This is a genomic window from Vibrio sp. ES.051 (genome assembly GCF_002563795.1).
Classification (GTDB): Bacteria; Pseudomonadota; Gammaproteobacteria; order Enterobacterales; family Vibrionaceae; genus Vibrio.
On sequence record NZ_PDJL01000006.1, the window covers coordinates 36,803 to 49,334 of the forward strand.

Here is a 12,532-nt window from a genome sequence, read left to right on the forward strand (position 1 = left end):
TATTGGGCGAAAATTAGACATTATGTTCAGCGGTGGAATAAACCGCTCAACGCTTAAGCTGACGCAACCACACCCTTGCTGCTTCAGCATCCAATTCGATTTGTTGTTTAAGTGCTTCAAACGACTCAAACTTTTGCTCATCTCGAAGTTTGTGCAAAAGTTCCACTTCTAGTTGCTTGCCATACAAATTGGCATGAAAGTCGAGTAAGTGCACTTCTAACTGCTGGCGAACACCATTGACAGTCGGCCTTTGGCCAATATTAGCAACACCACCGACAGGCTCATTTCCTAAGCCAAGCGCTTGAACTACATAGACTCCGGAAACCGGAGAAACACAGCGTTTCAAAGGAAGGTTTGCAGTAGGAAAACCAATCGTTCTTCCCAGCTTCCTTCCGTGAGAAACACGACCGTTGATGCTGTAATTTCTTCCCAGCATTTGTTGTGCGGAATGCAAATCATCACGAGCCAATGCTTCGCGAATAGCCGTACTACTGACTCGTGATTTTTGTAAACAAAAGCTTTGGGTACTCACAACTTCAAAGCCGTATTTTTCCCCAGCTTCCTGCAACATCGCAAAGTTACCAGTTCGGCCTTTACCAAAGCAGAAATCATCACCAACGACAAGAAACTTAACACCCAAACGCTCGACCAACAAGTCACGGATAAACTCTTCCGCCGTCAGACTGGCAAAATGACGATTAAAATTAACGCACAGCAGACGATTAATATCGAGCTTACTCAATTGTACGAACTTATCACGTAACCGTGTTAGCCGTGCTGGCGCCTTGTCTTTCGCAAACAGCTCCATCGGCTGAGGCTCAAAGGTCATCACAACCGAAGGTAACGAAAGCCTCTTCCCTTGCTCTGAGACTTGTTGCAATACTTGCAGATGGCCTTGATGCACGCCATCAAAATTGCCAATAGTCAGCACGCAACCATGGTGGCGTGGTGTGATATTGTGAATGCCTCTAATCAGTTCCATTGGGTACTGCTTTCTGCCTCTGTTTTACTTTGCACTGTGTGAAACTGACGGATTATATACCAATCCCCCTTACTCTGTCCCAGCTTTTAGGTCTTTTAAGCGCACACCCAGTAAAAACGCAATCGAAAAGTAAACGACAGCACCTAGCGCGATCAGCATCCCGAGCACGCCGCTGCGTTGAGTAAAGGTCCATTCCAGCCAAACGGACATATCCTCTAACTGCCATAAGATGGTCGAAACCATCGCCCCCCCAGCGATAATCAAACGCATAAAAAAGAAAGCCGTTCTCTTGGTGATCTGATACACACCAGACAAATGCAGACCACGATACAACAAAACCATATTGACGAATGCCGACAATGCCGTCGCAATAGCCAACCCAACGTAACCATAGAAATAGGCCAAAATGGCGTTAAATACCATGTTCGTCACCATCGCAATAATGCCGTATTTCACTGGCGTTTTGGTATCTTGACGCGAGTAATAACCAGGAGCTAACACCTTAATTAACATAAAGTTCAACAAGCCAGATGCATAGGCAAATAATGATAATGAAGCTTGATGAACATCTTGAGGAGAAAACTCACCGCGCATGAACAGCACCATCAACATTGGCTTTGCCAATACCATGAGGCCCAGCATGGCAGGAATACCGAGCAATGTGACCATGCGTATGCCCCAGTCCATAGTATGAGCAAAGCCTTCATTGTGTGCATCAACGTATTTGCGTGAAAGCGCTGGCAAAATAACCGTCGCAATCGCAATACCAAACAAACCCAAAGGAAACTCCAAGAGCCGGTCTGAATAATAAAGCCAGCTAATCGACCCAGTTTGCAAGAAGCTGGCAATAAAGGTATCAAGCAACAGATTAATCTGGCTGACGGAGACGCCGAATAGAGCAGGAATCATCAAAGTACGGATTTTCACCACACCCGGCTCACGCCAGCCCCATTTAGGCTTGACCATCACGCCCGCTTTAATAAGAAAAGGGATTTGGAATAAGAACTGCACCAAACCACCCAAAAAGACGCCGACCGCAAGCCCAAGCTCAGGCCTTGCCATTTGCGGTGAAATAAACAGAGCCGCCAGAATAATCATTACGTTTAAAAACACTGGCGTAAAAGAAGAGACCACGAACTTACCAAGGGTGTTAAGAATTGCACCAGAAAGCGCAACAAAGGTGATAAACCATAGGTAAGGGAACGTGATTTTGAGCATCATACTGGCGAGCTCAAACTTTTCCGCAGCAGGTCCACCATGCATCCAGTCTAAGAACCAACCAAAACCAAACAGTGCGGTTACCACGCCAGAGCCTAAGACACCAAATAAAGTGACGACCGAGACAATGACACCGAGAGTCCCTGCCGCTCGGGCAATCAATTCCCGAGTTTTGTCCATGTCACCTTGCGCATGACTTTCGGTTAAAACCGGCACAAAGGCTTGAGAAAAAGCGCCTTCGGCAAACAGACGTCGTAAGAAGTTAGGAATTTTATTGGCAAAGAAAAAGACGTCTGCACTTGCTCCTGCCCCCATCAAATTTGCCACTACAACATCACGAACTAGGCCTAGAACGCGGGAAATAAATGTCATAGCACTGACGATCATGCCTGACTTGAGTAGTCGTTTACTCACAGTAACCTCGGAATATTACGATAAGACAGCGAACCCTATAAAGCTAAGCTCGCAGGTGCTGTATATAGACGTCAAAAATATATCCACCTATTGTTAATTCTAAGCGGATAATTATTAGCATTGGTATAAAAATGCTGTTAGAATCCATGCCATCTTAACCGCGATAACCGCTCTTACCAAAGTTTGTTTGGCTCAGATCGGTTTTTGCACAAATCATTTGACATTTAAGCGCAAATGAGGGATATTCCTCGCCCTTAAATTGTCACAGAACTAAGTTTTTGGGAGTTAGACCCTTGGCAAATAGTAAATCTGCTAAGAAGCGCGCTATCCAAGCTGAGAAACGTCGTCAGCACAACGCTAGTCGTCGCTCAATGATGCGTACTTACATGAAGAAAACTGTTGCTGCTATCGAAGCAGGCGACAAAGAAGCTGCAACTGCTGCATTTGCTGCAGTTACACCTATCCTAGACCGCATGGCAACTAAAGGCCTTATTCACAAGAATAAAGCATCTCGCCATAAGTCTCGCTTCGCTGCACAAATCAAAGCTCTTTAATAGAGTTCTGATTTTTCGGTGAAGAAAAAACCGACGTAAAGTCGGTTTTTTTATATTTAAAGCTTTCATAATAAAAAAAGCTGGCAGTGCCAGCTTTTCTTTTGTCTACTATTCCCGTCTAAATGCACTGACCTCTTTTACTTAAGTCTCATCTGCACAGTAGAGACTATGGAGTGTTTTGATTAGCGCTTTCACCTCATCACTCTTTAGCGTGTAGTACACCGTTTGCGCTTCTTTTCTTGTTGTCACTAATTCGTCACGACGAAGCCAAGCTAGGTGTTGAGATAATGCCGACTGACTCAACTTTAGTTTTGCACACAGCTCCCCAACGGATAGCTCTTGATTATGCAGCATGCAGAGAATTTGTAGGCGTCTTTCGTTTGCCATCGCTTTGAGCAACACGACGGCTTTTGCGGAGTTCTTCTCCATATCTTGTAGGTTCATGTGTTGGACCTCTAGCTACAACTTACTTCTTCCAACCCTGAGCAGCTCGTTGTGTTGCATTGGTTGATACCTCTAAGAAGCTCAGGATGCATATCCAGAACTTCCATGCTTAGAAACTTAATTTAGTCTTAAACGAATATGCAAGATCAGCCTCAGTCATATTAGTCTGTGCGTAATCGCTCAACCAAACTGACTCACTAAGCTAAGTACCTTGAGTTACTTAAGGCATCATTTATATTTTTATCGATAATAATCTATTTACTTGCGCAACGGTATGTATTTACTCAAACATTTGCCGGAAGTCAGCATCACAAACGTTTTTTACCGCCGGATGTTGGATCATTCGCTCAGCAAAAATGACGTAGTACTCTTCCTTTAAACCGTCCACGTGACCAATGAGCTGTAAATTACGGTCGTCTTCAATTTCAGACATATATACTGTCGGCGCTAAAAAAATGACGTCATCGTGATATCGTGCAAAGGCTTTCATTAAAGCCACATCATCAAACTCGCCCAGCAGATTGGGTTGGAGACCTTGACGGTCAAACCACTGAATAACCTTGCGTCCCATTGCTGTTCGGCTCGCGGGAATCAAAAGTTTTTTCTCTTCTAATATTTCAGGAAATCGTACTCCGTCAATTTCAGAAGAAGCGAAGAAGCTCATGCTACTTTCGCCTAACTTTTTACTATATAGTCCTGGGCTTTGTGTCGAGTCGACTGGACAATCCGACAAAATCATATCCAACTTATGCTGGGAAAGTCGCTCAAGTAGAAGCTCGTGTGTTGACTCAAAACAACGCAGGTGAATACTGCTGTCTTCAGGAACCGTGGTCATGAGTACCTTGCTGACCAAGCGCTTTGATAACGCATCAGCCACACCAACCTCAAACAAAATGTTCGAATGTTGGCTGTAATTCACGATATCTAACATCTCATAACTCAAGCCAAACATCCGGTCGGCGTACTTGAACACCAATTGCCCTAACTCTGTCGGTTCAACAGTACGTCCATTGCGCTTGGTTAACTTCCCCTTCATTCGCTCTTCAAGTGCCTTGATTTGCCCTGTCACTGTTTGTGGAGTCAAAAAAAGCGCGTCTGCTGCTTTCGTTACCGAGCCCTGTTTACATACCATCCAAAAGTAATAAAGGTGGTTATAGTTTAGATGTGACATGCTCAACATCCCGAAAATAAGGTGATGCTTTTATACCAAATACGTCAGAAACAAACAATAAACTCGACAAAACCATACAATACCCATCATAAGTCTTAGTTTTACCGAAATCTAAAAATCAACCTTGTCATAAAAGTTGCACCTACATACATTTTTCTTCTAGGTTGAATACAAAAAACCACTAACACAACCTAGCGTTATCTCTTTACATTTCAATAATTTAAATCAAAAAGGACAACATGGCTTTCCTCACTATTAAAAAGAACAATAAAAATCTCACATAGCAATGAATCTGTCATATTACTGAAATATTTGTTCTCTAACATCAGCCACAATTTCAACTACAGACCGAAAATGAACTGAAAGGTCAACGGAGAAAATTATGATGAACCAAGCTACTTCAACAGTGGTTCCAATTTCGAGCACGACTCGTTGGTTACGCTGGGCTAACTTGGCATTCATGTTGTATCTGCTTCTTCTAGCAGTGTCTATGGTTGGTAGTGGCTTCAAATGGGCAACTGGCGATCAAGCTAAAGTGCTATTTGAGTTTGCATCTCACCCAGTCGCAGGTCTTATGATCGGCTTGGTAGCGACAGCCCTAATCCAATCCTCAAGTACCGTGACGTCTATCATTGTCGGTCTAGTGGCTGGTGGTCTACCGGTAGAAACTGCGATTCCAATGATAATGGGTGCCAATATTGGAACAACAGTGACTAATACGCTCGTTTCTCTTGGCCATGTTCGTTGTAAAGAAGAGTTTAAGCGAGCATTCGCTAGTGCAACTATTCACGATTTCTTCAACTTACTTGCGGTCGTTATTTTCCTGCCATTGGAAATGATGTTCGGCATTTTAGAGAAGATTTCTCACTGGCTTGTGTCACCACTACTTGCTACCGGTGATATGAGCATCAAAGGCTTCAATTTTATTAAGCCAATGACTAAGCCCGTTGTTAGTGCGATTAAAGAACCACTTTCAGCATTCGGTGACACCGTCGGAGGTATTGCGCTTATCGTCCTTGGTATTGCGACTATCTTCGTTGCGATTACCGTCATGGGCAAGTTAATGAAAAGCCTAATGGTAGGTCGTGCACGTGAGATCTTGAAGAACGCGATTGGCCGCGGTCCTATCCATGGCATCGTATCAGGCTCTATCGTCACGGTGTTGGTGCAATCTTCATCAACCACCACGAGCTTAATGGTGCCATTAGTTGGTACAGGCGTGTTGAAAGTCCGTGATATTTATCCATTCACGCTAGGTTCGAACATCGGTACTTGTATTACCGCTCTATTGGCAGCGACAGCAGTGTCTGGTGAGTTTGCGGTCTTCGCACTGCAAATTGCACTGGTGCACTTAGCATTCAACGTCATGGCAACGTTATTGATCTTTGGTATTCCGTTCTTACGTGAAATTCCAATGAAAGGCGCTGAGATGATTTCTGAAATGGCCACTAAGAATAAAGCTGTGGTCGGTGGCTATTTGATGTCAGTGTTCATTATTTTGCCAGGTGCAATTATTGCTCTGACAACATAGCAATAGCAACATACCATCGCTTATTATTTAGGCTCCACAATGTGGAGCCTTTTTTTATCAATAGATGTTGTCCAGCAAGTAAGCTGATGATCATTTGTACCATAGCAACCTCACTCATCATGGGTTAACCTTACCTCGGAGTTGATCATATGGCGCAAACTAATGTCGCTATTTCTCGCCAGCTATTAGTAGTACTAGACGAAAACCTAACTCAATTGGTGGCTGATATTGATATTCTTAGCAGCGTAAATCCTTTCATTGTGCGCAAGAAAGGAAACGACTGATAAACTAGAGGCGCTGGCGCACCATAAGATGAAAAGCATCGACTCATAACGTTCAACTAAGAGACGATTTTGATTGCTACTGTGCGGGAAAACAGAACTAAAAGACTTCGATTTGATTCGTTCTTTAGTGATTAGCGGAATTTTAACCCCATCTAAACTCATCAGCTCTGCATTGTTTGCGTCAACACAAACCAACCCGATTCGCCGCTATATTGTCAGTGTACTAAAGTCATGATCTAAAAAAGCTCCGTTTGGAGCTTTTTTTAATTGACAGCAAGTGCGACTACACTGAGAATGGGTAGCGAATGAGCTCATGATGCTCATATCCTTCCACCCAAAAATCATCCAATGTGACCCAAGTTTCTAAGTCTTCTAATGATGTGATTTCTGGGTTGATATGGAACGTTGCAGCTTTTAGGGGGGCACGCTTGAGTTGAACATCACGCATTAATTCAAGTTGATCTTCGTAAATGTGCGCATTAACAATCTTGTGGAATGCTTGCCCCGGCTTCTTACCCGTAATCTGTGCCATGATAACCAAGAACACGTAGACTTGAACCATATTGAAGTTCAGCCCTAAGGGTACATCGCATGAGCGCTGCGTGCTATTTAAGTACAGCGTATCACCCAGTAGGGAAAAATGATGACTGTACATACAAGGACGCAAACACCCCATATGAAACTCACCAGGGTTGTAGAAGTTAAGGATCTCACCACGGTCATCAACGCCTTGACTTAAGTCATCGACTATTTTACGAAGTTGATCAATACAACCTCCATCGGGTTTCGCCCATGCACGACCCTGAACGCCGTAGACACGCCCCATATCATCCTCACCTTTACGGTATGGATTGTTTAACCAAGCATCATTCAGGTTTGCGTTTGCATCCCAAGTTTTGGCGCCCAAGTGACGGAAATCTGCTGCGTTATCATAACCGCGAATATAACCTAGTAACTCAGCAACCGCTGCTTTCCAAAAGCTTTTTCGTGTGGTGACCAATGGGAATTGATTGTTCGCAACATCATAGGTTAAATCCGCGTTAATCACGGTCAGACAACGCTTACCCGTCCGTTCATTGTCAACCCAAACACCTTGGTCAACGATGCGCTGACACAAATCTAAATACTGTTTCACACCAATACCTTACTTCGTCTTTTGTGGTAACTCGTCTTTATAGTGACCACGTTTGTATGCCCACACCATCATTAGAATACCGATAAGCACCATTGGCAGTGACAAAATTTGTCCCATGGAGATAAAGCCACCGAATAAACCTAAGTGAGCGTCTGGTTCGCGTACGTATTCTACTAGGAAACGGAATGTTCCGTAACCCGCAAGGAAAAGTCCTGAAACTGAACCAAGAGGACGCGGCTTTTTAATAAACCAGTTTAAGATGAAGAACAGAACAATGCCTTCTAATGCCATTTCATACAATTGCGATGGGTGACGCGGAAGAGGCCCGCCATTCGGGAAGATAACCGCCCAAGGCACATCTGTGACACGCCCCCACAACTCACTATTCATGAAATTGCCCAATCGTCCCATTCCTAACCCAAATGGCACAAGCGGAGCGATGAAGTCAGCCACACCAAAGAAAGTCCGACCGTTTTTGTGAGCATACCAGAACATGGCAGTCATCACCCCGAGCAAACCACCATGGAATGACATACCACCAGTCCAGACTTTAAACAGATACAATGGCTCCGCTAGGAAGAGTTCAAAATTGTAGAACATCACGTAGCCGACACGACCACCGATCACAACCCCAAGGAAGCCTGCAAACAGTAAGTCTGATACTTGCTCTCGCGTCCAGCCACTACTAGGTTTATCTGCACGGCGGTTCGCCAACCATAAGGCGAATAGGAAACCAACTAGGTACATCAAGCCGTACCAGCGAATTGAAACAGGACCAATAGCAATTAAAACCGGATCAATATTGGGAAATTCAATGTATCCCTGAGACATAAATCATTCTCTTCTTATGACAAATAAAAGGATGGACTTAGAGCAGCATGGTCGCTGCAACAAACATCAAGAATACCGCGAATATCTTTTTTAATACCGCAGTAGGAAGGGCTGTTGCCAACTTCGCCCCCACGCTTGTTGTCAGCATGGATGTCATGGCAATGGCGAGCAAAGCGGGAAGATAGACATAGCCAATACTGTACGCTGGTAACCCTTCAACGTTGTAGCCATGTAAGATAAAACCAATCATACCAGAAATGGCAATCACACAACCACAAACTGAAGACGACCCCACCGCTTTGCGCATTTCTATACCGTGCTTGTTTAGAAAAGGGACTGACAGTGAGCCACCACCAATACCAGCAAGACTTGAAACAACACCAATTCCCGTTCCATACATCATGGTCACCGGGCTACTGGGCATTGGTTTACTACGAGTGACTCGGATAGAACGGAACATTTGTACCGCAAGATAGAGCACAATCACACCGAAGACTTTCGGCAAGTAATGCGTTGGGATCCATTCAGCAATGTTGGCCCCAACAAAGCCGCCAATCACGACGCCAGGCATCAACCACTTAACAACGAACAGGTCGACATTCCCAAGCTTGAGATGATTCAGCGCCGATGACCCTGATGTGACAATGATACTGGCAAGAGAAGTCGCCAAAGCCATATGCATACTCATTTCGGCGGAAATCCCAGCGAGAGGAAGCAGGTACAATAACGCGGGTACGACAATCAGACCGCCGCCAATACCGAGTAGCCCCGCCATCACACCCACAAAAGCGCCCAGCACCAGCAATAATAAAAATAAAGAGACGGTCACGATTTCCTACTTTTTCCCTGCGCGGATAAAGCCAGCAAAGCCTTGTTGGATAAAGAAATCATGCATCATTTGATGGATATCCTCCCCGTATGACTTCGTCATCGCTTGCTCCGCGAGTTTTTTTAATTCTTCTTGTTGGCTATGACGAATTAAATACTTCACCTTAGCCACGTTCGAGGTGTTCATGCTCAGACAGGTATAACCTAACCCAAGCAACAGCAATGCACCAAATGGATCCCCTGCCAACTCACCACAAATGCACACAGGTACATGATATTTATCACATACATCATAAATCTGCTTTAGTGCCAATAGTACCGCAGGGTGCATGGATTCATAGACATCGGCAACACGGGAATTGTTCCTATCAACCGCTAATAAATATTGGGTTAAATCGTTCGTACCCACCGAAACAAAATCAACACGGTGTGCAATCATCGGCAGTAAATACACCATTGATGGCACTTCTATCATCACACCAACTTTTGGTAATAGAATGCGTTCATCCAATAATACGGTTTCACTGTATGCTTGGTTAATCAAGCGAATCGCATCATCCAACTCTTTCACGCCGGAGACCATCGGCAACAAAATACTTAAGTTACCGCTTTCCGCACTCGCTCTTAACATCGCACGCAACTGGATCAGAAAGATGTCAGGGTGATCCAGCGTAAAGCGAATACCACGCCAGCCTAAAAATGGATTGTCTTCTTCTATTGGTAGATACGGTAGTGGCTTATCCCCCCCCACATCCAACGTACGCATTACCACTTTCTGATTAGCGTAGCAGTTGAGTATTGCACGATACTGATGATACTGCTCATCTTCGGAGGGAAAGTGATGTTGAAGTAAAAATGCGATTTCCGTTCGGTATAAACCAACACCATCAACCCCCGTGTTGATGGCAATGTTACTATCTGCACTCAGGCCCGCATTGAGCATCACTTCAACATGATGATTATCTTCGGTCACCGCTGGTAACGCGAGATCCTTATTGACCATCGCGAACAGTTCAGACTCTTCGCTAACTAAACTGCGGTACTCCCTGAGTAATTGACGATTTGGCTCAAGGAAAATCTCACCCGTATACCCATCAACAATCCCCAACTTACCATTGACGACTTCAATGTTGATGTTTGCCCCCATCACTGCGGTCACACCAAGTGCACGAGAAAGAATCGCCGCGTGGGAATTGACTCCCCCTTCGAGTGAAACCACCGCCAACAGATATTCTTTAGGGACAGAGGCCAATAACGTTGCGGTTAGCTCATTCGCCACTAAGATGATTGGGCGATCAATCGCTGCATTTTCTTGCTCACTGTTATGCAGGAAATACAGCAGCCTTTGGCCTAACTCTCTTACATCTTGTGCTCGCTCACGCATATAAACGTCAGACATTCGAGCAAATCGGTTAGAGTATTTTTCGACGACTTGACGTAATGCCCAGTCAGCCCTGTCTCCTTTTTCAATTTGCTTTTTCAAATCACCACGCAACATAGGATCATTGAGCAAGTGAGTAAACAAATCAAAGATCGCGAGCGCGTCTTTATTAATCTCACTATCAAGCTTCTTTCGCATTCGACGAAAGTCATTCAACGCTCGCTCTATTGCCACCAGCAAGAGTTCGTGTTCGCGATCTTTATCTAAAGTCGAGGATGGAAAAACATCCGATAGTTTAGGTTGCGTGTTATCAAACCAAAATTCACCTATCGCTACCCCGGTAGAGGTTGGCAACCCTTTAATAACGGTAGGCTTAGATGTCAATTGCCAGTGACCAAGATTTTGTGCATGAGCAATTAAAACCGCTAATTGTGCGGATAAGGTCACAAGAAATGACTCTTCTATCTCGCTAAACAAACGCGGTGTTTTTTGTTGAATAACCAACACACCCAACACTTGTTTGCGATGGATAATAGGAGTGGCAAGGAAAGAGTGATAAACCTGCTCACCGAGCAGAGGTAATAATTTAAACTCGGGATGGGTGGAAGCTTCTGCGAGGTTTAACGGTTCCGCACTGCGCTTAACCAACCCTACTAGCCCCTCATTGAAGTTGATATGAATACTATCGCCTTCAAAAATAAGGCCTTGAGTTGCCATTAACTCAAGGCGCTGCATTTCTTCATTAGCAAGGTAGATAGTACAACACTCAGTGCGAAGGGCAGCACAAGTCTCTTTAACCAATATATCGAGTGCGAGATGCACATCATCGACTCTGGAGACTTTCTCAACTATTTCCCTTAGCTGACTAAGCATGACTATCCTCTACGCTGTTTTTTTCTTTTCCCTTTCGTTTTTCTCTCGCGAAAAGGCATGGCTAAAGATGCAAACTCTTTCATTGCTCGTCGATACACGTCTCGCTTGAAAGAAACAACTTGCCTAACTGGATACCAATAGCTCACCCAGCGCCAACCATCAAATTCAGGGGATTTCCCGCGTTGCATGTTGATGCATGATTCATCGCATTCCAATCGCAGCAGAAACCATTTCTGTTTTTGGCCGATACAAACAGGCTTGGAGTCCCAACGCACCAATCGTTTTGGTAGTTTATATCTTAACCAATGACGACTTGTTGCAATGATCTTAACGTCTTTTTTCGTTAAACCGACTTCTTCATATAACTCCCTGAACATGGCCTGTTCAGGTGTCTCACCTTCGTCAATTCCACCTTGTGGAAATTGCCATGAGTGTTGCCCGTATCGTTTAGCCCAGAAGACCTGACCATGGTTATTACATATCACAATACCAACATTAAGTCGGTAACCATCGCCATCTATCACTGGCTAACCTCTATGAATAATTTTTTATTACTGTGATTTTTCCACATATCCCCATTACTAGCAAACTTACTGATGTGATATGAGCAAGATTTATTACCTTTCCAGCATTTATGGAGGTATTTTAACCCAGCCCGTCGTTATCAACACAAGATTGAGACATGGACCACATTTATTCACCTTTTCTGTGAATAACTTTGTGAAGAATTCAATCTAACTGAGAAATCTTGTTCAAAAACCATGACAAGACAATTTGAAAAACATAAAAACAAAACAAATTAAAACCATTAGAAACAACAATTTAAATTAAAAACGAACCATTAATTGATCTTTATTGTTTTGATGATCTTTTCACCACCTCCAGA

General features: G+C 44.0%; 12 protein-coding genes. 3 read left to right on the top strand and 9 right to left on the bottom strand.

Annotated features, from left to right (window positions below; all coding sequences use genetic code 11):
• Positions 1–46: 46 nt before the first annotated feature.
• Positions 47–982 (bottom strand): bifunctional riboflavin kinase/FAD synthetase, encoded by a 936-nt coding sequence (gene ribF / locus ATG66_RS17290; protein WP_098416469.1) that lies wholly within the window; start codon positions 980–982, stop codon positions 47–49.
• A 69-nt stretch (positions 983–1,051) separates the two neighbouring features.
• A complete protein-coding gene (murJ, locus tag ATG66_RS17295) occupies positions 1,052–2,614 on the bottom strand; it encodes a murein biosynthesis integral membrane protein MurJ (RefSeq protein WP_098416470.1) in 1,563 nt (520 codons plus the stop codon).
• A 293-nt stretch (positions 2,615–2,907) separates the two neighbouring features.
• Here murJ and rpsT point away from each other — a divergent pair, with 293 nt between their 5' ends.
• Entirely contained in the window at positions 2,908–3,168 is a 261-nt protein-coding gene (rpsT, locus tag ATG66_RS17300; protein WP_098416471.1) for a 30S ribosomal protein S20, read from the top strand.
• Positions 3,169–3,309: 141 nt separating this feature from the next.
• On the opposite strand, the gene ATG66_RS17305 is transcribed toward rpsT, so the two are convergent.
• Both ATG66_RS17305 and nhaR read right to left on the bottom strand, forming a co-directional pair.
• Positions 3,310–3,612, bottom strand: coding sequence for an ArsR/SmtB family transcription factor (locus ATG66_RS17305; RefSeq protein ID WP_098416472.1), 303 nt, complete (start codon positions 3,610–3,612; stop codon positions 3,310–3,312).
• A gap of 280 nt (positions 3,613–3,892) precedes the next feature.
• Positions 3,893–4,783 (bottom strand): transcriptional activator NhaR, encoded by an 891-nt coding sequence (gene nhaR, locus ATG66_RS17310; RefSeq protein WP_098416473.1) that lies wholly within the window; start codon positions 4,781–4,783, stop codon positions 3,893–3,895.
• A gap of 382 nt (positions 4,784–5,165) precedes the next feature.
• On the opposite strand from nhaR, the gene ATG66_RS17315 reads away from it, so the two are divergent.
• Both ATG66_RS17315 and ATG66_RS21125 read left to right on the top strand, forming a co-directional pair.
• Complete coding sequence (locus ATG66_RS17315) at positions 5,166–6,314, top strand: Na/Pi symporter (protein ID WP_098416474.1); 1,149 nt, start codon at positions 5,166–5,168, stop codon at positions 6,312–6,314.
• A gap of 149 nt (positions 6,315–6,463) precedes the next feature.
• Positions 6,464–6,598 (top strand): hypothetical protein, encoded by a 135-nt coding sequence (locus ATG66_RS21125; RefSeq protein ID WP_257145769.1) that lies wholly within the window; start codon positions 6,464–6,466, stop codon positions 6,596–6,598.
• 283 nt (positions 6,599–6,881) lie between these two features.
• Here ATG66_RS21125 and ATG66_RS17325 read toward each other — a convergent pair whose 3' ends face one another.
• Genes ATG66_RS17325 through rppH form a run of 5 tightly spaced genes read right to left on the bottom strand, consistent with a single transcriptional unit; the run spans position 6,882 to position 12,170 of the window.
• On the bottom strand, positions 6,882–7,733 hold the full coding sequence (locus ATG66_RS17325) for a thymidylate synthase (protein ID WP_098416475.1): 852 nt from the start codon (positions 7,731–7,733) through the stop codon (positions 6,882–6,884).
• Between the two features lie 9 nt (positions 7,734–7,742).
• On the bottom strand, positions 7,743–8,564 hold the full coding sequence (gene lgt / locus ATG66_RS17330; protein ID WP_098416476.1) for a prolipoprotein diacylglyceryl transferase: 822 nt from the start codon (positions 8,562–8,564) through the stop codon (positions 7,743–7,745).
• Positions 8,565–8,601: 37 nt separating this feature from the next.
• Positions 8,602–9,393, bottom strand: coding sequence for a sulfite exporter TauE/SafE family protein (locus ATG66_RS17335; RefSeq protein ID WP_098416477.1), 792 nt, complete (start codon positions 9,391–9,393; stop codon positions 8,602–8,604).
• Positions 9,394–9,399: 6 nt separating this feature from the next.
• The gene (gene ptsP, locus ATG66_RS17340; protein ID WP_098416478.1) at positions 9,400–11,646 is read right to left on the bottom strand and encodes a phosphoenolpyruvate--protein phosphotransferase; all 2,247 of its coding nucleotides are present in this window, start codon (positions 11,644–11,646) and stop codon (positions 9,400–9,402) included.
• Positions 11,647–11,648: 2 nt separating this feature from the next.
• Positions 11,649–12,170, bottom strand: coding sequence for an RNA pyrophosphohydrolase (gene rppH / locus ATG66_RS17345; RefSeq protein WP_098416479.1), 522 nt, complete (start codon positions 12,168–12,170; stop codon positions 11,649–11,651).
• Positions 12,171–12,532: the final 362 nt, after the last annotated feature.